Annotated in this window: 20 protein-coding genes and 1 riboswitch; of the genes, 15 read left to right on the top strand and 5 right to left on the bottom strand. The window is 71.8% G+C overall.

The annotated features are described in order from the left end of the window. The first annotated feature begins 41 nt into the window (after positions 1–41). A complete protein-coding gene (locus tag IEX89_RS19315) occupies positions 42–548 on the top strand; it encodes a DUF2244 domain-containing protein (RefSeq protein ID WP_188914905.1) in 507 nt (168 codons plus the stop codon). 236 nt (positions 549–784) lie between these two features. On the opposite strand, the gene IEX89_RS19310 is transcribed toward IEX89_RS19315, so the two are convergent. Further along, positions 785–1,705, bottom strand: coding sequence for a 1-acyl-sn-glycerol-3-phosphate acyltransferase (locus IEX89_RS19310; protein ID WP_373290613.1), 921 nt, complete (start codon positions 1,703–1,705; stop codon positions 785–787). Positions 1,706–1,944: 239 nt separating this feature from the next. On the opposite strand from IEX89_RS19310, the gene IEX89_RS19305 reads away from it, so the two are divergent. From IEX89_RS19305 to dprA, 4 genes are all read left to right on the top strand, one after another. Then, positions 1,945–2,892, top strand: a complete 948-nt coding sequence (locus IEX89_RS19305) for an aspartate carbamoyltransferase catalytic subunit (RefSeq protein WP_188914904.1) — start codon at positions 1,945–1,947, stop codon at positions 2,890–2,892. Between the two features lie 4 nt (positions 2,893–2,896). Continuing rightward, on the top strand, positions 2,897–4,180 hold the full coding sequence (locus IEX89_RS19300; RefSeq protein ID WP_188914903.1) for a dihydroorotase: 1,284 nt from the start codon (positions 2,897–2,899) through the stop codon (positions 4,178–4,180). 181 nt (positions 4,181–4,361) lie between these two features. Continuing rightward, positions 4,362–4,976: a glycerol-3-phosphate 1-O-acyltransferase PlsY gene (gene plsY, locus IEX89_RS19295; protein WP_188914902.1), complete on the top strand. Its 615-nt coding sequence runs from the start codon at positions 4,362–4,364 to the stop codon at positions 4,974–4,976. Continuing rightward, positions 4,973–6,202 carry a DNA-processing protein DprA gene (gene dprA / locus IEX89_RS19290; RefSeq protein ID WP_188914901.1) on the top strand — a complete coding sequence of 410 codons (1,230 nt, stop codon included), beginning with the start codon at positions 4,973–4,975 and terminating at the stop codon, positions 6,200–6,202. The genes plsY and dprA overlap by 4 nt, the downstream gene beginning before the upstream one ends. Before the next feature lie 3 nt (positions 6,203–6,205). On the opposite strand, the gene IEX89_RS19285 is transcribed toward dprA, so the two are convergent. Both IEX89_RS19285 and IEX89_RS19280 read right to left on the bottom strand, forming a co-directional pair. Further along, on the bottom strand, positions 6,206–6,436 hold the full coding sequence (locus IEX89_RS19285; protein ID WP_188914900.1) for a hypothetical protein: 231 nt from the start codon (positions 6,434–6,436) through the stop codon (positions 6,206–6,208). A 114-nt stretch (positions 6,437–6,550) separates the two neighbouring features. Next, positions 6,551–7,480 (bottom strand): AEC family transporter, encoded by a 930-nt coding sequence (locus IEX89_RS19280; RefSeq protein WP_188914899.1) that lies wholly within the window; start codon positions 7,478–7,480, stop codon positions 6,551–6,553. A 168-nt stretch (positions 7,481–7,648) separates the two neighbouring features. Between IEX89_RS19280 and IEX89_RS19275 the strand changes: the two genes are divergently transcribed. Continuing rightward, positions 7,649–8,695 carry a sodium:calcium antiporter gene (locus IEX89_RS19275; protein ID WP_188914898.1) on the top strand — a complete coding sequence of 349 codons (1,047 nt, stop codon included), beginning with the start codon at positions 7,649–7,651 and terminating at the stop codon, positions 8,693–8,695. Between the two features lie 6 nt (positions 8,696–8,701). Here IEX89_RS19275 and IEX89_RS19270 read toward each other — a convergent pair whose 3' ends face one another. Further along, the gene (locus IEX89_RS19270; RefSeq protein WP_188914897.1) at positions 8,702–8,839 is read right to left on the bottom strand and encodes a YHYH domain-containing protein; all 138 of its coding nucleotides are present in this window, start codon (positions 8,837–8,839) and stop codon (positions 8,702–8,704) included. 179 nt (positions 8,840–9,018) lie between these two features. Between IEX89_RS19270 and IEX89_RS19265 the strand changes: the two genes are divergently transcribed. From IEX89_RS19265 to argB, 4 genes are all read left to right on the top strand, one after another. Next, a complete protein-coding gene (locus tag IEX89_RS19265; RefSeq protein ID WP_188914896.1) occupies positions 9,019–9,306 on the top strand; it encodes a hypothetical protein in 288 nt (95 codons plus the stop codon). A 62-nt stretch (positions 9,307–9,368) separates the two neighbouring features. Then, positions 9,369–10,076: a ribosome biogenesis GTP-binding protein YihA/YsxC gene (gene yihA / locus IEX89_RS19260; RefSeq protein ID WP_188914895.1), complete on the top strand. Its 708-nt coding sequence runs from the start codon at positions 9,369–9,371 to the stop codon at positions 10,074–10,076. Between the two features lie 7 nt (positions 10,077–10,083). Then, positions 10,084–10,443 (top strand): DUF423 domain-containing protein, encoded by a 360-nt coding sequence (locus IEX89_RS19255; RefSeq protein ID WP_188914894.1) that lies wholly within the window; start codon positions 10,084–10,086, stop codon positions 10,441–10,443. A gap of 102 nt (positions 10,444–10,545) precedes the next feature. Further along, a complete protein-coding gene (gene argB, locus IEX89_RS19250; protein ID WP_188914893.1) occupies positions 10,546–11,442 on the top strand; it encodes an acetylglutamate kinase in 897 nt (298 codons plus the stop codon). A gap of 32 nt (positions 11,443–11,474) precedes the next feature. On the opposite strand, the gene cobU is transcribed toward argB, so the two are convergent. After that, complete coding sequence (cobU, locus tag IEX89_RS19245) at positions 11,475–11,999, bottom strand: bifunctional adenosylcobinamide kinase/adenosylcobinamide-phosphate guanylyltransferase (protein WP_188914892.1); 525 nt, start codon at positions 11,997–11,999, stop codon at positions 11,475–11,477. A gap of 32 nt (positions 12,000–12,031) precedes the next feature. After that, a riboswitch (cobalamin riboswitch) is annotated at positions 12,032–12,220 on the top strand. A 120-nt stretch (positions 12,221–12,340) separates the two neighbouring features. Here cobU and IEX89_RS19240 point away from each other — a divergent pair. Genes IEX89_RS19240 through IEX89_RS19220 form a run of 5 tightly spaced genes read left to right on the top strand, consistent with a single transcriptional unit; the run spans position 12,341 to position 19,421 of the window. Beyond that, positions 12,341–12,766 carry a DUF1636 family protein gene (locus tag IEX89_RS19240; RefSeq protein WP_188914891.1) on the top strand — a complete coding sequence of 142 codons (426 nt, stop codon included), beginning with the start codon at positions 12,341–12,343 and terminating at the stop codon, positions 12,764–12,766. Positions 12,767–12,777: 11 nt separating this feature from the next. Continuing rightward, positions 12,778–13,812 carry a cobalamin biosynthesis protein CobW gene (cobW, locus tag IEX89_RS19235; RefSeq protein WP_188914890.1) on the top strand — a complete coding sequence of 345 codons (1,035 nt, stop codon included), beginning with the start codon at positions 12,778–12,780 and terminating at the stop codon, positions 13,810–13,812. Positions 13,813–13,831: 19 nt separating this feature from the next. Beyond that, complete coding sequence (gene cobN, locus IEX89_RS19230) at positions 13,832–17,134, top strand: cobaltochelatase subunit CobN (protein WP_188914889.1); 3,303 nt, start codon at positions 13,832–13,834, stop codon at positions 17,132–17,134. Beyond that, positions 17,131–18,795, top strand: coding sequence for a ferredoxin-like domain-containing protein (locus tag IEX89_RS19225; protein ID WP_188914888.1), 1,665 nt, complete (start codon positions 17,131–17,133; stop codon positions 18,793–18,795). Before cobN ends, IEX89_RS19225 begins: the two co-directional genes overlap by 4 nt. Next, positions 18,792–19,421: a precorrin-8X methylmutase gene (locus tag IEX89_RS19220; protein ID WP_188914887.1), complete on the top strand. Its 630-nt coding sequence runs from the start codon at positions 18,792–18,794 to the stop codon at positions 19,419–19,421. Before IEX89_RS19225 ends, IEX89_RS19220 begins: the two co-directional genes overlap by 4 nt. Positions 19,422–19,522: the final 101 nt, after the last annotated feature.

Raw genomic sequence — 19,522 nt, 5'->3', positions numbered from 1 at the left:
CGTTATACTCTCCCCCGACACGACGGCAAGGCATTCCCCCGATGGCCGGCACGCAGACCACCGACGAGAGCAGCGAAGACCCCGCGCCGCTCTTCCACGCGACGATCACGCCGCACCGCTCCCTCGCGCCCTCGGGCGCGCGGCTCGTGGTCGTGCTGTGCTGCCTCGCGGCGGTGGGGTCGAGCATCCCCTTCATCGTGCTCGGCGCCTGGCCGGTGGCGGGGTTCCTCGGCCTCGACATCCTCGCGCTCGCCATCGCCTTCAAGGCGAGCTTCCGTTCGGCCAAGGGCTTCGAGGAGGTGGTGCTGACGCCCATCGAGCTGATGCTGCGCCGGGTGACGCATCGCGGCGAGCGCACGGAGCGGCGCTTCAACCCGCTCTGGACGAAGCTCGACCGCGAGCACGACGAGGATTTCGGCCTGATGGCGCTCGCCCTCGTCTCCCGCGGCGAGCGCGTCGTCATCGCCCGCGAGCTCTCGCCCCCCGAGCGAGAGACCTTCGCCGACGCCTTCGGCGAGGCTTTGGCGCGGGCGAAGAAGGGGCTTTGACGCGCATTGAAAGGCGTCCGCCGCCTCCGTCCTTCCCCCTTGTGGGGAAGGTGCCCCGAAGGGGCGGATGGGGGTCGCAATGCAGCGCGAGACCTCTTCAGGATCGCCTCGAACGTGGTCGCACCTGCGTAGGCGTTGCGGACGTTCTCCACGACCCCCACCCCCGACCCCTCCCCACAAGGGGGAGGGGAGATCCGTCGGCGCCCGTTGATTCTCGCCGAACGGCGACCGGCGAATCAGCCCGGGAAGTCCGCGTCCGGGTCCTGCGCCAGCGTCTCGAAGCAATGGGCGCGCATGCGCTCGGTCAGCTCCTGCAGGTCGCGGCCCTCGAGGGCGTCCGGCGCGATGGGCTTGCCGAAATGGATCGAGAAGCGCTGGCCGGTCTTGTTGAGCAGCTCGTAGAACACGGTCATGTCGCGCAGCTCCGTCGAGACCCGCGCCAGGAAGTGGAAGAGCCCCGAGTTCCGCGCGCCCATGTGGATCGGCACGATCGGCGCCTCGTAGCGGCGTGCCAGCGCGATGGCCGACGACATCCACGGCCGCTCGCACAGCCGCTTCTCGTCGTCGTTCCAATAGGCGAGCCGGCCCGAGGGGAACAGCACCACGGCCCGCTCCTGCTCGAAGGCGCGGCCCGACAGGCGGATCGTCTCGCGGGTCTTCTCCCGCGTCTTGAAGGCGGAGCGCCATTCCACCGGTACGATGATGTCGGCCAGCCGCGGGTTCAGCCGGATCGCGTCGCGATTGGCGAAGATGGAGAGGTCGCGCCGGCGCCCCTTCACCGCGTCCCACAGCGCCACGCCGTCGGCGATGCCCGTGGGATGATTGGAGACGATGACGATCTTGCCGGACGTCGGCAGGCGCTCGGAATTGAGCGTGCGCACGTCGAGCTTCAGGCGCCCGGAGAGATGCTCGAACACCGCCTCCGCCTGCATCGGCGCGATGGTCTCGGCCATGCGCACCGCTTCCGGATAGCGCAGCACGCTCTCGACCACCGGCTTCGCCAGCGGCCACCAGCTGGCCTCCATGATCTTCTGGCCGCGCTCCGCGATGAGCGCGTCCACGATCTTGTGGGCGTCGGAGCGCGTGTCCGCGCTCGCGATCGCCCCGTTCACCCGCGCATGCGCCCGTGCCAGAAGCTTCATCTCGGGAATGCCCATCATCGTTGATCCCGGGAGGTAACGCTCGAACCCGTCGAAAATGACTCCTGCCCGTCATTTTTGACAGCGCCATGACGAACATCCCGCCTGGGAAAACATGCCCGGGATGCAATCGATGCAGAGCTACGCCCCGCGGGACGCATCTCGACGTGCTTTGCCGGCGGCGCAACGAGACGACGCCTCGTCGCGTTCCTGATGGCCCTTGCCCCCGCGCGCGGTGCGTCTATACCGTCCTTTTCATGCCCGACGCCGCCCGCCCCCGCTATCCGCACCGCCACCTCCTCGGCATCGAGGGCCTCTCGCCCCTCGACATCGAGGCGCTGCTGGACGCTGCCGACGAGGCCGTGGAGGTGTCGCGGCAGGTCGAGAAGAAGAAGGGCACGCTGCGGGGGCGCACGCAGATCAACCTGTTCTTCGAGCCCTCGACGCGCACGCAGGCCTCCTTCGAGCTCGCCGGCAAGCGGCTCGGCGCCGACGTGATGAACATGGCGGTGGCCTCCTCCTCGGTGAAGAAGGGCGAGACGCTGGTCGACACCGCGGCGACGCTCAATGCGATGCATCCCGACATCATCGTCGTGCGCCACCATTCCGCGGGCGCCGTGCATCTCCTGGCGCGCAAGGTCGACTGCGCCGTGGTCAACGCCGGCGACGGGGCGCACGAGCATCCCACGCAAGCGCTCCTCGACGCGCTCACGATCCGCCGCAACAAGGGCCGCATCCAGGGGCTGACGGTGGCGATCTGCGGCGACATCCTGCATTCGCGGGTCGCGCGCTCGAACATGATCCTGCTCGCGGCGCTCGGCGCCAAGGTGCGCCTCGTCGCGCCCTCGACGCTGCTGCCGGCCGGCATCGAGGGGCTGGGCTTCCCCTGCTTCACGGACATGCGCCGCGGCATCGAGGGCGCCGACATCGTCATGATGCTGCGCCTGCAGCGCGAGCGCATGCACGGCTCCTTCGTGCCCTCCGTGAAGGAATATTTCCGCTATCACGGGCTCGACGCCGAGAAGCTCTCGCACGCCGCGCCGGACGCGCTGGTGATGCATCCCGGCCCGATGAACCGCGGCGTCGAGATCGCCTCCGACATCGCCGACGGGTCGCAATCGCTGATCAAGGAGCAGGTGGAGATGGGGGTCGCCGTGCGCATGGCCGTGCTCGAGGCGCTCGCCTCCCACCTGCCCAACGGGTGAGCCGATGACCACCCTCGTCCTCGCCGACGCCCACCTCGTCGACCCGCAACGCCTGAAGGAAGGGCGCGGCTCCGTCCTCGTGGAAGACGGCCGCATCGCCGACGTCGTCTGGGGCGCGGCCCCGCCCTCGCCCGAGGGTGCGCGCACCATCGCCTGCGACGGGCGCGTCCTCGCGCCGGGGCTGATCGACATGCGGGTCTTCGTGGGCGAGCCCGGCGCCGAGCATCGCGAGACGCTCGCCTCCGCGAGCGAGGCGGCGGCCGCGGGCGGTGTGACGACCTTCGTCACCATGCCCGACACCGACCCCGCCGTCGACGAGCCGGCGATCGTCGACTACATGCTGCGCCGCGCCCGCGACACGGCGATCGTGCGCGTGCTGCCCGCCGCCGCCCTCACCAAGGGCCGCGAGGGCAAGGAGATGACCGAGTTCGGCCTCTTGGGCGAAGCCGGCGCGGTCGCCTTCACCGACGGCACGCGCAGCCTCACCAACGCCCGCGTCATGCGCCGCGCCCTGCTCTACGCCCGCGACGTCGGCGCGCTCGTGATGAACCATTGCGAGGATCGCGACCTCGTCGGCGACGGCGTCATGAACGAGGGCGAGTTCTCCGCGAGGCTGGGCCTCCTCGGCATCCCGAAGGAGGCGGAGACGATCGTGCTCGAGCGCGACGTGCGCCTCGCGCGCCTCGCCGGCTCGCGCCTGCACGCGCCGCTGATCTCCTGCCTCGATTCCATCGAGATCGCGCGGCGCGCCAAGGAGGCCGGCATCGGCCTCTCCTGCGGCGTCTCGATCAACTCGCTGACCTTCAACGAGAACGACATCGGCGGCTACCGCACCTTCTTCAAGCTCTCCCCGCCGTTGCGCGGCGAGGCGGACCGGCAGGCGCTGATCGAGGCCCTGGTCGAGGGCGTGATCGACGTCGTCGTCTCCGACCACGACCCGCAGGACGTCGAGACGAAGCGCCTGCCCTTCGCGGAGGCCGCGAACGGCGCGCTCGGCCTCGAGACGCTCCTGTCGGCGGGCCTGCGGCTCGTCCACGCCGACCGGATCTCGCTGCCGGCGCTGATCGCCGCCATGACCTCGCGCCCGGCCGAAATCCTCGGCCTCGAGCAGGGCCGCCTCGCCCGCGGCGCGCCGGCGGACCTCATCCTCTTCGACCCCGACGAGCCCTGGGTGCTCGACAAGCGGGACCTGCGCTCCCGCTCGAAGAACTCCCCCTTCGACGAGGCCCGCCTCGAAGGCCGCGTGCACCTGACCCTCGTCGCCGGCCGCGTGGCCTACGCGGCGTGATCCGGAGGACGAGGCGGATGGCCATTTGGAGCGCCGATTCGTCCTGCGCCTCCCTTTCCTTGCCCTACAGGGAAGGAGAAGCGAGGTCGCGGCCGTCGGCGGAAACGCGGTCATGGACAAGTGACCGCCGCACGCCTGGTCGACCGGCGGCCGTCACGCATCGAACCGCGAAGAGCCATCCATGTTCGTCGAATCCATGAATTGGGGCCTCGCCTGGCCCTACTACCTCGCGGCGCTGATCGGCGGGTATCTCGCCGGGTCTATCCCCTTCGGGCTCCTGATCACGAAGGCCGCGGGGCTGGGCGACGTGCGCAACATCGGCTCGGGCAACATCGGCACGACCAACGTGCTGCGCACCGGCCGCAAGGACCTCGCCGCGGCGACGCTGCTGGGAGACGCGCTCAAGGGCACCGTCGCCGTGCTGATCGCCTGGCAATGGGGCCCGCAGACCGCCGTCATCGCAGCCTTCGGCGCCTTTCTCGGCCATTGCTACCCCGTCTGGCTCGGCTTCAAGGGCGGCAAGGGGGTCGCGACCTATATCGGCGTGCTCTTCGGGCTCGACTGGCGGGTCGGGCTCCTGTTCTGCGCCGCATGGCTCGCCGTCGCCTTCACCACCCGCTATTCCTCCCTCTCCGCCTTGGTCGGCAGCCTGACGGCGCCGCTCGCATTGTGGTATTTCGGCGAGCGACAGATGGCGGAGCTTGCAATCCTGCTCACAATCCTGCTTTGGTGGAAGCATCGCGAGAACCTGAAGCGGTTGCTCGCCGGCTCCGAAAGCAGGATCGGGGGGAAATGACGACACCGTTCAGCGACGCGCAGCTCTTCGATTGGCTGAGGCTTATCCGCAGCGAGAACGTGGGCCCGCGCACCTTCCGCGCGCTCGTGAACCAGTACGGCGGCGCAAAGGCGGCGCTCGAGGCGCTACCCGGCCTCGCCCGCAAGTCCGGGCGCGCAGCGCTCAGGATCGCGAGCGTGGCGGAGGTCGAGCGGGAGATGGAGACCGCGCGGGCCGCGGGCGCGCGCTTCGTCGCCTCCGGCGAGCCGGCCTACCCCAAGGCGCTGCGGGCGATCGACACGGCCCCTCCCGTCCTGTGCCTCAAGGGCGATGCGGAGGCGCTCGCGGCGCCGTGCGTCGCCATCGTCGGCTCGCGCAACGCCTCCGCCGCGGGCCTCACCTTCGCAGGCCGCCTCGCGCGCGAGCTGGCGGATGCGGGCTTCGGAATCGTGTCCGGCCTCGCTCGCGGCGTCGACACGGCGGCCCATCGCACCGCGCCGGCCTCGACGGTGGCGGTGCTCGCCGGCGGGCTGGGGCGCGTCTACCCGTCGGAGAACGTGCCGCTTCTCGAGCGCATCGTCGACGAGGGCGGCGCCGTCCTCTCCGAGATGCCGTTCTCCTGGGAGCCGAAGGCGCGCGACTTCCCGCGCCGCAACCGCATCGTCTCGGGTCTCTCGCTCGGCACCGTCGTCGTCGAGGCGGCGCGCCGCTCGGGCTCGCTCATCACCGCACGCTTCGCCAACGAGCAGGGCCGGCTCGTCTTCGGCGTCCCCGGCTCGCCGCTCGACCCGCGGGCGGAGGGCGCGAACGGGCTCATCCGCGAGGGCGCCATCCTGTGCGCCAGCGCCGACCACGTGATTTCCGCGCTGATGCCGCTCGTCGACCGCAACTGGATCGAGAGCCTGGAAGCGCAGGAGGTCACGGGCGACATCGTGGCCGAGGCGCTCTGGGACGAGCTCGACTGGCTCGATTTCGGCGTCCCCCTCCCCCCGCCGCCGAGCGCGCCGCTCGTCGGTGTGGACCTGGAAGAGCCCCTGCGCGAGGGCGACGGCGCAGCGGGCGCGGCGTCGAGCGCCGATCCGCAGGCGCTCCTCCTCGATCTCCTGGGCCCCGCTCCCGTGGGGATCGACGATCTCGCGCGCCAGGCCGGCCTGCCCGCCGCGACCGTGGCGCGGCTGCTGACCGAGCTCGAGCTCACCGGGCGGCTCGAGCGGCACGGCGGCAACGCGGTCTCGCTGGCGCCCTGAGCCTCAGCGCGTGGTACGCGCCTTGCGGCCGGCCTTGATCAGCTCCTGCGCCTCGAGCCGCGCCATCTCCAGAAAGTAGGCGATGAGGCCCAGATCCGCCCCGCGGGCGATTTCCGAGAGCTCGCCCGCCATGGCGCCGATGTAGCGGGCGGTCTCTTCGCGAGCCAAGGCGGCGTCCTCGCCGCGACCCTGGGGCGTGTCGGGCGGGTTCTCGGGAGGGTTGGTGGAGCTCATATTCCGAATCCAGACTGATGGTCACGGGAGCACGGCGCTATTGCAACCTATTGGAGCCAGGGATTCGATTACAGCAAAAAGTTGATCATCTCAAAGACGTTTTTCAGGGAGGCGTCACAATGCTAGAACCGTGATCATGACGGGCATCGTCAGCATGGCTACCAAAGTCTGAATGGTGATGATTTCCGCCATCAATGGCGCGTCACCCCCCATCTGCTTGGCGAGAATGTAGCCGCCGCTCGCGGTGGGCACGCTCGACGCGATGGCGACGACGACCAGATCGTCCCCGCCCACACCGAGCACGCGCGCCAGGGTCACGGCGACGACCGGCAGGACGAGCATCTTGGCCGCGATGGAGATCCAGTGCGCCCGGTCGGGTGTCGCGAGGCGGCGCATGTCGAGCCCCGCGCCCACGACCAGGAGCCCCGCCGCCAGCGCCGCACGCCCGAGAATCTCCGTGAATTCCAGCGCGACGCTCGGCATCGGCAGCCCCGTCGCATTGATCGTCACGCCGATCGCCGAGGACCAGATGAAGGGGTTCGTGACGATCGCGATCACGATCTGACGCGGGGTCTGCGGCGGCCCGCCGGCGAAGCGCACCAGCACGCCGATGGCCATGAGGTTGAGGAGCGGGATCATCACCGCGATGGCGACTGCCATCAACGCTAGCCCGCGCTCGCCGTAGAGGCTTCCCGCCACGGCGAGCGCGACGAAGGTGTTCCAGCGCGTCGCGCCCTGGAAGATCGAGGTGAAGCTCGGCCCGCCGATCCCCGCGCGGCTCTCCATCGTGCGGCGCGCGAGGAGGAGCGCGACGGCATTCACGAAGATGCCGACGACCAGAGCCGCCCCGACGCCGCCAACCGGAACCGTGGCGAGATCAGCCTGCGCGAGCGTCGCGATGATGATCGCGGGGAAGAAGACCACGTAGGTGACCTTCTCGAGCCCCGGCCAGTGCTTCTCCTCGACGAAGCCCGTCACCCGGGCGAGCCACCCGGCCATGATGACGAGGAAGACGGGCACGAGGGAGGCGAGGACGCTGGACATCGGGGCTCGGGCGGCGGCTCGCGCCGGGTGCGGGAGGGGGGCGTCCGTGTTCGGGCGCGGCTCCCCGGCGAGTCAAGCGCACCGACGCGCGGTCCCGATGCGGGGAACCGCCCCGGCGACGTGGCTGTTGGCGACCGGAGCCGGATCGGGGCTCGGCAAGGAGGACGCGTGCTCGAGCTCTCTGACGTTTCGCTCGTCTGGATCATCGCTGGGTTTCTCGCGAGCGCCGCGGTGATCGCGGTGGCGGGGACGCTGCTCGCCGGGCGCGCGGACGTGCTGGCGGACCGTACCGGCTGGGGCGAAGCGCTGGTGGGCGCCGTCCTGCTCGGCGGCTCGACCTCCCTGCCCGGCATCCTCACCTCGGTGTCGACGGCATGGCAGGGCTTCCCCAGCCTCTCCATCGCCAACGCGATCGGCGGCATCGCCGTCCAGACGGCCTTCCTCGCGGTGGCGGACCTGTTCTACCGGCGCGCCAACCTCGAGCACGCGGCGGCGTCCGCGGCGAACCTCACGCAGGGCTCGCTCCTCGTCACGCTGCTGGCGGTGCCGGTCGCCGCCGCCGCCGGGCCGGACTGGACGCTCCTCGGCGTCCATCCGGGCACGCTGATCCTGCTCGGCGGCTACGCCTACGGCATTCACCTCGTGCGCCTCGCCAAGGAGGAGCCGATGTGGTTCCCGCGCATGACGCGCGAGACGCAGAACCTCGACGAGGAGGCGAAGGCCAGCGAGGAGGAGCCCGACCAGGAGCCGATCTCGAAGCTGTGGATCCAGTTCGGCCTGCTCGTCGCCTGCGTGGCGGCGGCGGGGCTCGGCATCAGCCAGACCGGCATCGCCATCGCCGAGCGGACGGGCATCGCCCAGACCGCCGTCGGCGGGCTGATGACGGCGGTGGCGACCTCGCTGCCCGAGCTCGTCACCTCGGTCGCCGCCGTGCGCCGCGGCGCGCTGACGCTCGCGGTCTCCGGCATCATCGGCGGCAACGCCTTCGACACGATCTTCCTGGCCTTCTCGGACGTCGCCTATCGCGACGGCTCGCTCTACCACCAGATGAACGACGCCGACCTGTTCGTGATCTCCGCGACCATAGTCATGATCGGCGTCCTGCTCATGGGCCTCCTGCGCCGCGAGAAGACGGGACCCGGCGGCATCGGCTTCGAATCCGCGACGATCCTCGTCCTCTACGCCGTCGCCAGCGTGATCATGGCGCAGGCGTGAGCGCGTTCAGCGGTGGCAATGATAGGTGCCGTTGCGGCGCTCGGTGTGACAGCCGTTGCGATCCAGGCCGCCGCCATGGGCGAAGGCGGACGCGACCGGCAGCGCGCCGAGGAGGAGTGCGAAGGCGAGGGCAATGGCTTTCATGGGCGTGCTCCCGAATGGAAGAGTTGGTTGCGACATCGGGGTACCACGCGCAGAAGGCGAATCCATTCGGTAGTTGTGCGTAAGGCTCGCGCCACGGTGGCGCATGGTTTGCGGAACATTAGCCGGGCGTCCGAGCTTGGCGCCGTGAGCGACCCAGCGCCACCGCGAGGAGACCGCCCATGACCCGCAACGACCGCCCGCTCCCGCCCCAGGATCTCGACGAGAGCCGGCTCGACCGCGCGCGCAGGCGGCGCGAGGCGGAGGGCGAGACGAGCCTGGGCGACGAAGCCGTGGCGCACGCGCAGTCGATCCCCGATCACCGCACCCCCGGCGGCGACGAGGAGCGGCTCGATTCCGGCGGTGCCCGGCGCGACGGCGGGGACATCGTGCACGATGCGGCCGATGCCGCGGGATCCGCCGCGCAGACCGGCAAGCCGATGCCGCCCGGCGGCCGATCCGGCCCCTGAGAACGCGCTCGCGCGGGCGAGCCCCCTTGCGTGGAACGGATTTTGCGCGCATCACGCCAGCCATGAACGACACTCCCACGCGCGACACGCCGCCCGTCCCGACGGAGCCGGACTACACCGAAGCCGGCCGCAAGATCTTCGCGCGCGAATCGGACTTCCGCACCGCCGCCGAGAAGTCGGACGGGCTGCCGCCCATGCAGGGGCTCGAGATCGCCTTCGCCGGGCGCTCCAACGTCGGCAAGTCGAGCCTCGTCAACGCGTTGACGGGGCGCAATTCCCTCGCGCGCACCTCGCACACGCCGGGGCGCACGCAGCAGCTGATCTTCTTCGACGTGGGCGGGCTCTTCACCCTCGTCGACATGCCGGGCTACGGCTATGCCGCGGTCTCCAAGCAGAAGGTCGCCGCCTGGACGCAGCTCGTGCGGGACTATCTGCGCGGTCGCGCCAACCTCGCGCGTATCCTGCTCCTCATCGACGCGCGTCACGGCATCAAGCCGAACGACGACGAGATCATGGACATGCTCGACAAGGCGGCCGTCTCCTACCAGATCGTCCTGACGAAGGCCGACGCGCCGAAGAAGTCCGAGCTCGACGCGACGCTGGCGCGCACGAAGCAGCAGATCGCCCGCCGCCCGGCCGCGCATCCGCAGGTGCTCGTCACCTCGAGCCGCGAGGCCGAGGGCATCGCGGAGCTGCGCGCGGCGATCGCGCAGCTGCTCCACGAGCGCGGCGTGCCGCTCCCGGCCGGCACGACGCCGCAGACCGGCTGAGGCGGGCATGGCAGAGCGTCTCCTGATCGTCTGCGCCGCCCTCGCGGGGCTCCTCGGCGTCGCCTTCTCGGCGATGGCGACGCATCTCACGGGCGCGGGCACGCTGGAGGTCTCCGCCTCCTTCCTGCTCTTCCACGCCGCGACCCTCCTCGGGCTGTCCGCGCTCCTCATGGGCGCGCATGTCGGGCGCCGGATCGGGCTTCTGGCCGGCTTCGTGCTGCTCGTCGGGCTCGTGCTCTTCAGCGGCGACCTGGCGCTCAGGGCGCTCGCCGGGCGCGCGATGTTCGCCAACGCCGCCCCCACCGGCGGCGTCCTGCTGATGCTGGGCTGGGTCGGGATCGGTGTCTCGGCGTTCGTGCGGCGCTGAACGCCGTCGCGAAATCGTCGTGAGGAAGCGTCTACCGTCCCGCCGCTTTTGGCAGTAGAAGCGCACGCCAGCGCCATCATCGCAGCCCGGGAATAAGCCGCCATGACCAACCCGACCCCCTCCGCCCTGGAGCGCGCCGAGATCCTCGTCCAGGCCCTGCCGCACATGCAGCGCTACGACGAGGAGGTCGTGGTCATCAAGTACGGCGGCCATGCCATGGGCGACCAGGCGGCTGCGGAGGACTTCGCCGAGGACATCGTGCTGCTCGAGCAGTCGGGCCTCAAGCCCATCGTCGTCCACGGCGGCGGGCCGCAGATCGGCTCCATGCTCGAGCGACTGGGCATCAAGAGCGAGTTTCAGGCGGGCTTGCGCGTCACCGACAAGGCCACCGTCGAGATCGTCGAGATGGTTCTCGCCGGCTCGATCAACAAGCAGATCGTCGGCTGGATCGCGGCGGAGGGCGGCAAGGCCATCGGCCTGTGCGGCAAGGACGGCAACATGGTGCACGCCCGCAAGGTGACGCGCACCGTCGTCGACCCGGATTCCAACATCGAGAAGGTGGTCGATCTCGGCTTCGTGGGCGAGCCCGACCACGTCAACCGCCAGATCCTCGACGCGGTGCTCAAGGCCGAGCTCATCCCCGTTCTCGCGCCTGTGGCGGTGGGCGACGAGGGGCACACCTACAACGTGAACGCCGACACGTTCGCGGGGGCCATCGCCGGCGCCATGCACGCCAAGCGTCTCCTCCTCCTCACCGACGTGCCGGGCGTGCTCGACAAGAACAAGCAGCTCATCCCGGAGATGACGGTGGAGGATTGCCGCCGCCTCATCGCCGACGGCACGATCACGGCGGGCATGATCCCGAAGGTCGAGACCTGCATCTACGCCATCGAGCAGGGCGTCGAGGCCGTCGTCATCCTCGACGGCAAGGTGCCGCATTCGGTGCTGCTCGAGCTCTTCACCGACCACGGCGCGGGCACGCTGATCCGGCGCACCTGATCGGCCGCACCTGATCGGCCGGCTGCCGGCGCTCACTTCACGCGCATCGGCAGCCCGGCGACCATGAAGAGCACGCTGTCCGCCTCGCTCGCGAGGCGCTGGTGCAGGCGCCCGGCCTCGTCGCGGAAGCGCCGCGCGAGCGCGTTGTCGGGCACGATCCCGAGGCCGACCTCGTTCGAGACGAGGACGACCGGCCCCGGCACCGCCCGGCATGCCGCGAGAAGCGCCTCGCCGGCCGCGGCGACGTCGCGCTGCGCCAGGATCAGGTTCGTCACCCACAAGGTCAGGCAATCGACGAGGATCGGCGCGCCCGCCGGCCCCGCGATCACGGCCTCGGGCAGCTCCAGCGGCGCGTCCCGCGTGATCCAGCCTTCCGGGCGGCGGGCGCGGTGCTCGGCGATGCGCGCCTCCATCTCCGTGTCGAAGGCCTGGGCGGTGGCCACGTAGACCCAGGGCGCGGCCTGCGCCTCCACCAGCGCCTCCGCGTGACGGCTCTTGCCGGATCGGGCGCCGCCGAGGACGAGGGTGAGCTTCGGTAGGGGATTTGCCGGGGTCATGCGCAAGGCCGTTGATGTTCGGGGGTGCGACCGCTAATCATGAGGGCGACGGTGCCCCGGAGACGGGGTGAAAAGGGAATGCGGTGCGACACCGCAGCTGCCCCCGCAACTGTGAGCGGAGAGCCCGTCGCTCTCATAGTCCACTGGGTCCGTCCCGGGAAGGCTGAGCGACGAGGCCGCGACCCGCGAGCCAGGAGACCTGCCGTCACGCGCTTTCAGGGGCCTTTCGGCCGGGGTGTGCCGAGGGGGTTCGCGGTTTCGGTCCCGCCGAAGCCGTGTCTCGCCGTGAGAGCCGAGAAGAGTTCGAGGAGCACGCAGCGGCGTGCGCGGCGGAGGCGAGAATGCGCGACGACGGACCCGAGAGCGTCTCGGGCGAGATCATCCTGAACGTCTGCACCACCTGCCGCGACGCCGGCGATCCGGACCCGCAGGCCGAGCGGCCCGGCGCGATCCTCGCGCGGGTGCTCGAGGCGGCGCTGGCCGCGCGCGCGTCCGCGGGCGATCCGCTGCCGATCCGCGTCGAGCCGGTAGCGTGCCTCTCCGTCTGCAAGCGCCCCTGCACCCTCGCGGCGTCGGCACCCGGCCGCTGGACCTACGTGTGGGGCGACATCGACCCCGCGACCCATGTCGAGGACATCCTCGACGGCCTCGCCAAGTACGCCGCCTCGCAGGACGGCGTCGTGCCCTGGCGCGAGCGGCCGGACATCTTCAAGAAGGGCGTCGTCGCCCGCATCCCCCCGTTCCCCCGCCGCGACGCGGCCGAGTGAGAGACCCCATCATGAGCGATCTCGGCAAGATCCCCTGCACCGTGCTGACCGGCTTCCTCGGCGCCGGCAAGACGACGCTCGTGCGTCACCTCGTGGAGAATGCCGGGGGCCGGCGCATCGCGGTCCTCGTCAACGAATTCGGCGATCTCGGCTTCGACGGCTCCTTCCTGGAGGGCTGCGGCATCGAGGGCTGTACCGCCGAGGACATCGTCGAGCTGCCCAACGGCTGCATCTGCTGCACCGTCGCGGACGATTTCGTGCCGGCGCTGACGAAGCTCCTCGACCGCGCCAACCCGCCCGAGCACATCCTCATCGAGACCTCGGGCCTCGCGCTGCCCAAGCCCCTCGTCACCGCCTTCAACTGGCCGGCGATCCGCTCGCGCGTGACCGTGGACGGCGTCGTCGCCGTGGTCGACGGGCCGGCGGTGGCGTCGGGCCTCTTCGCCCACGATCCCGAGAAGCTCGCCGCCCAGCGCGCGGCAGACGGCTCGGTCGACCACGACAACCCGCTCGAGGAGGTGTTCGAGGACCAGCTCGCCTGCGCCGACGTCGTCGTCCTCAACAAGGTCGACGCCATGACCGTCGACGAGCGCCGGCGAGTCGTCGCCGACATCCGCGAGCACCTGCCCCGCGCGGTGGAGATCATCGAGGTCGCCCACGGCAAGGCGGACCCCGCCGCTCTCATCGGCCTCGCAGCCGCCGCCGAGGGCGACCTCGCTGCGCGCCCCTCGCACCATGACGCCGAGCACGAGCACGACCACGACGATTTCGACAGCGTCGCCATCCCCGTCGCCGCCGTGGAGAGCCCCGAGGCGCTGATGCGCCGCGTGGCCAAGGCCGCCGAGGTCGAAGGCGTGCTGCGCATCAAGGGCTTCGTCGAGGTGACCGGCAAGCCGATGCGGCTCGTCGTCCAGGGCGTGGGCACGCGCCTGACGCAGAGCTACGACCGGCCGTGGAAGCCGGGCGAGGCGCGTGCGGGGTCGCTCGTCGTGATCGGGCTCCACGATTTCGACCGCGACGCCGTCGCCGACGCGCTCGCCGGCTGAGGGATTCGAGCGAGCCACCATGCACCTCCAGCCCGCGAGCACGGTCTCCCTCGACGAGGGGGAGAGCGCCGTCGACCTGGCCCAGCCGCCGGGCGACGTCGTCGTGCTCTCCTTCGCCGATTCGGACCTCGCCGCCCTCGCGGCGGCGCGGGCGGGGGCTCCGGGCGATCTCACGGTGCGGCTCGCCTCGCTCCGGCGGCTGAAGCATCCGCTCTCGGTGGACCTCTACGTGGAGAACACCGTGGCGAAGGCGCGCTTCGTGCTCGTGCGCTGCCTCGGCGGGCTCGACTACTGGCGCTACGGCGTCGAGCGCCTCGCCGAGATCGCGCGGGCGAACGGCATCGCGCTGGCGCTCGTGCCGGGCGACGACCGGCCCGATGCGCGGCTGGCGGAGCTCTCGACGGTTCCCCCCCGCTGCTGCGACGCGCTGGAGGCCTACTTCACCGCGGGCGGGGTCGAGAACATGGGCCGGCTGCTGGCCGGCATCGACGCCTGGCTCGCCGGCCGCCGCGCGGCGATCGCCCCGCCGATCCCCACGCCGCGCGCCTTCGCCTGGTCGCCCGAGCACGGGCCGGAGGCGCCGGAGACCGCGCTTGCCCGCCTGCCTGCGGACAGGCCGCTCGCGCCGATCCTCGTCTACCGCTCGGCGGTTCTCGCGGGGGAGACGACGCCGGCGCGGGCCCTCTCGGAGGCGCTCGCCGCGCGCGGGCTCGCGCCGCTCGTGCTCGCGGTGTCGAGCCTCAAGGATCCCGAAGCCGTCGCCGTCCTGAACCGGGCGCTGGCGCTGCGCGAGCCGGCGGTGATCCTCGCCACCACCGCCTTCTCGGCCAGGGAGGGCGACGGCTTCGTCCTCGACGCCGCCGATTGCCCGATCCTCCAGGCGATCCCCGTCGGAACGACCCGCGAGGCGTGGGCTTCGTCCGAGCGGGGGCTGTCGGCGGCGGATCTCGCCATGCAGATCGCGCTGCCCGAATTCGACGGGCGCATCGTCGCCGGCCCGATCTCCTTCAAGGCCGAGGCCGCGCCCGATCCGGCGCTCGCCTTCGCACGCCGCGAGAGCGTGCCGGACGCGGCGGGGATCGCCGCAGTGGCCGATCGCGCCGCCGCCTGGGCGCGTCTCGCCGCGACGCCGCGCGCCGAGCGGCGCCTCGCGCTCGTCCTGTCGGACTACCCCGCCCGCGGTGGTCGCACCGGCTTCGCGGTGGGGCTCGACACGCCCGCGAGTACCGTCACGGTCCTCGATCTCCTGGCGGAGGCGGGCTACGACACCACGCGAGGCGTCGACGCCAAGTCCTTGATCCCGCAGCTCCTCCAGGGCGAGGAGACTCTGCGCGTGCCCCTCGCACGCCACGAGGCCTGGCTCGCCGCCCTCCCCGCCGACCGCCGGGCCGAGCTCGCCGAGGCCTGGCGCGCGCCGCAGGACGATGCCGCCTTCGACGGCGAGGCCTTCGTGTTTCGGGTGGTGCGCGCGGGCGCGGTGACGATCGCCCTCCAGCCGGACCGCGGCCGCGGCGAGCGCAAGGCGTCCTACCACGACCCGAACCTGCCCCCGACGCACGCCTATTGCGCCTTCTACGCCGCCCTCGCCGAGGTGGAGCGGATCGACGCGCTGATCCATCTCGGCACCCACGGCACGACCGAATGGCTGCCGGGCAAGGCCGTGGCGCTCGCGCCGGACGACTGGCCTGCGCTGCTCACCGGCGCGACGCCGGTGATCTACCCGTTCGTCGTCGACGATCCCGGCGAGGCGGCGCCCGCAAAGCGGCGGATCGGAGCCGTCACCATCGGCCACCTCACGCCGGACGTGACGGAGGCCGGCCTCGACGGCGAGGCGGCCGCGCTGAAGGAACGGGTGGAGGAGTTCTCGTCGGCGCAGGTGCTCGACCCGCGCCGTGCGGCGCTGGTGGCCGCCGACATTCTGGAGCGCGCCCGCGCGAGCGGCCTCGCCGAGGCCTGCGGCGTCGATGCCGGAACGCCCATGGACGAGGCGCTGACCCGCCTCGACGCGCATCTGTGCGACCTCGCCGAGACCGCCTTCCGCGACGGGCTCCACGTCTTCGCCACCAGCGGCGATCCCACCAGTGCGCGAGGCGAGCGCGACGGGTTGCTGACGGCATTGGACGGCCGCTTCGTCCCGCCGGGCCCGTCGGGCTCGCCGTCGCGCGGTCGCATCGACGTGATGCCGACGGGGCGCAACCTCACCACCCTCGACCCGCGCGCCATCCCCACCCGCGCCGCAGCCGAGCTCGGCCGCCGCGCCGCCGCCGAGATCGTGCGCCGGCACCTGCAGGAGGAGGGCGATTATCCGCGTCGCGTCGTCATGGACCTGTGGGCCTCGCCGACATTGCGCACGGGGGGCGAGGACATCGCCCAGGCGCTCGCGCTGATGGGCGTCGCCCCCGTGTGGGACCACGCGACGACCCGCGTCACCGGCTTCGAGATCCTGCCGATCGCCAAGCTCGACCATCCCCGCGCCGACGTGACCGTGCGCGTCTCCGGCGCCTTCCGCGACACGTTCCCCGACCAACTCGCCCTCCTCGACCAGGCGGCCCGCGCCATCGCGGCGCTGGAGGAAGAGGACGACTGGAACGCCCTCGCCGCCGCCCGCCGCGCCGGCGCGTCGCTCGCACGCGTCTTCGGCCCGGCTCCGGGGGAAAACGGCGCCGGCGTCGCGAGCCTCGCGCTCGACGGGACCTGGGAGACCCGCGCCGATCTCGGGCGCGCCTATCTGGCGAACACATCCCACGCCTACGGTGCGGGGGGCACGGGAGCCGCGGAAGCCTCGTTCGACGCCCGCGTCGCGGCCGCCGACGCCTTCGTCCACACGACTGACGTCGCCGAGCGCGACCTCCTCGACGGCGATGCCGTTCCCGACGCGGTCGGCGGCTTCGCGGCCGCGGCCGAGACGCTCGGCGCCACGCCCGCCCTCTACAGCCTCGACACGACCCGCGCGGACCCGAAGGCCCGCACGCTCGCCGAGGACCTCGACCGGATCGTGCGCGGGCGGCTGACCAATCCGCGCTTCATCGCCGGCTGCCTGCGCCACGGCTGGCGCGGCGGGGCCGAGCTGGCGCAGGGGGTCGACGCGCTCTACGCCTACGCCGCGACGACGGACGCGGTCTCCACCCACGCCTTCGAGGCCGTGTTCGCAGCCCTCGTCGCCGACGAGGCGACGAACGCGGCTCTGCGCGAGGCGAACGCGCCCGCGGAGGACGCCATCCGCGCGCGCCTCGCCGACGCGCTGCGTCGCGGCCTGTGGGTGACGCGCTCGAACTCGGTCGCGGCGGTGCTCGCGGGCGACAGACGGGAGGCGGCGGAATGAGCGCCCCCTCGCTCCGACGCGGCTGGTGCCCTGGCGCGCGCCGCCCTATGGAGACCGGCGACGGCCTCCTCGTACGGGTCCACCCGCCGGGCGGTGCTCTTTCGGCGGAGCAGGCGCGCGCGCTCGCCGACATCGCGCAGGCCTGCGGCAACGGCCTCCTCGACGTGACGGCGCGGGGCAACCTGCAGATCCGCGGCGTGAGCGAAGCGACGCATCCCACTGTACTCGAGAGACTTTCCGCCATCGAGCTGCTGGAGGGGGAGAGCGACGGGCCCTATCGCCTGACGCTGGTCTCCCCGCTCGCCGGGATCGACCCGGCGGAGGTCTTCGACGCGGCCGCCCTGGCGGGCGAGATCGAGACGCGGCTCGGCGAGGTGACGGCTGATTTGCCGGCGAAGTTCTACGTCGCGGTCGATGGCGGCGGGGCGCTTCGCCTCGAGCCCGGGGCAGACGTGTGGGTCGTTCCGAGCGACGAGGGCGTGGCGATCGGGCTCGCATGCGGCGACGGATACGTGTGGACCGAACCCGTCGACCTGCACGACGCGGCGGCGGCGGTGGCGAGCATCGTCGCGTGGTTCGCGACCGCCCGCGGCCCGGCCCATCGCATGCGCGACGTCCAGCAGCCCTTCCCCTCCTTCCCTGTAGGGGAAGGTGGCTCGGCGCAGCCGAGACGGATGGGGCGCGCAGCGTTCGGCGAAGCCGAAACCGGCGCTCGAGACCTGACACCGGGGCTTCCGCTTCGCGGAACGCGGCTTTCGCCGCGCCCCATCCGTCACGCCGCCTGCGGCGGCGCGCCACCTTCCCCTACAGGGAAGGAGAAGGTCGCGGGCCTGGTCGGCGTGAGCGCGCATCGTTCCACGATCACGGAGGAGACTGCGGCAGGCACGACAAGCGAGCCGCCCCCCTCCTTCCCTGTAGGGGAAGGTGGCTCGGCGCAGCCGAGACGGATGGGGCGCGAAGCGTTCGGCGAAGCCGAAACCGACGGCGGGCCTCCGGACACCGAGGCTTCCGCTGCGCGGAACGCGTCGCTGCCGCGCCGCGCCCCATCCGTCACGCCGCTACGCGGCGCGCCACCTTTCCCTACAGGGAAGGAGAAGGTCGCGGGCTTCATTGCGGATGGTGCCCTCCTTCTCGCCCTCCCCTTCGGGCGCGTGACCGCTCACCAGCTGCGCGCGGCGGCCGGATGGAGCGAGCGGCATGGCGCCGGCGAGATCCGGCTGTCCTTCACCCGTGGCATCCTGATCCCGCACGTCGCCCCCGCGAGCTCGGACGCGCTCGTCCGCGAGGCGCAGGCCGCCGGCTTCGTCGTCGATCCCGCCGATCCGCGCCTCGCCCTCGTCGCCTGCCCGGGCGCGCCCGCCTGCGGGCGCGGGAGCACGCCGGCTCCGGAGGACGCGCTCGCCCTCGCCGACGCGGTGCGCCCGCTCGCGCAAGCAGATGCGCGCATTCACGTTTCCGCCTGCCCGAAAGGCTGCGCGCACCCCCGAGCGGCCGATCTCGCGCTGGTGGGGCGGCCCGACGGGCGCTACGACGTCATTCCCGGCGGGGCTGCGGGGGATATGCCCGTCGCTGTCCTCGCCCTGCCCGACATTGCCGCGATCCTGCGGCGGACGAAAGACCCGCGCGGCCTCGCCGCCGCCTTCGGAGTGCACGAGCGTTGAGCGGTCACGACTACATCCGCGACGGCGGCGCCATCTACGCCCGCTCCTTCGCCATCATCCGCGCGGAGGCGGACCTCGCGCGCTTCGAGGGCGCGGCGGAGCGGGTCGTCGTGCGCATGATCCACGCCTGCGGCATGACGGACCTGCCGCGAGACGTCGAGATGTCCGCGGATTTCGCCGAGGCCGGCATCGCGGCGCTGGCGCGCGGCGCGCCGATCCTGTGCGATGCCAAGATGGTGGCGAACGGCGTCACCCGTGCGCGCCTGCCCGCGGACAATCCCGTGATCTGCACCCTCGACGATCCCCGCACGCCCGACCTCGCGAAGGCCATCGGCAACACCCGCTCGGCCGGCGCCATGGAGCTGTGGCGCGAGCACATGGAGGGCGCTCTCGTCGCCATCGGCAACGCGCCCACGGCTCTGTTCCGGTTGCTGGAGCTGCTCGACGGCGGCTGGCCGAAGCCGGCGGCGGTGATCGGCATTCCCGTGGGCTTCGTCGGCGCGGCGGAATCGAAGGAGGCGCTGGCGCGGGACGGGCGCGTGCCCTTCGTCGTCGTCCACGGTCGCCGCGGCGGCTCCGCCATGACGGCGGCGGCGATAAACGCGCTCGCGAGCGCCGTCGAATGAGACACCCCGTGTCCACCTCTGTTTTCCTATGCAGCGCATTTTTGCGCGGCGAGATGGCGTGCGGGGTCGTAGTCGGCTCGATCTCGCCAGGCATGCCAGAG

Origin of the sequence: Salinarimonas ramus (assembly GCF_014645695.1) — a bacterium.
Classification (GTDB): domain Bacteria; phylum Pseudomonadota; class Alphaproteobacteria; order Rhizobiales; family Beijerinckiaceae; genus Salinarimonas; species Salinarimonas ramus.
This window is presented reverse-complemented; position numbering and strand designations above follow the sequence as displayed.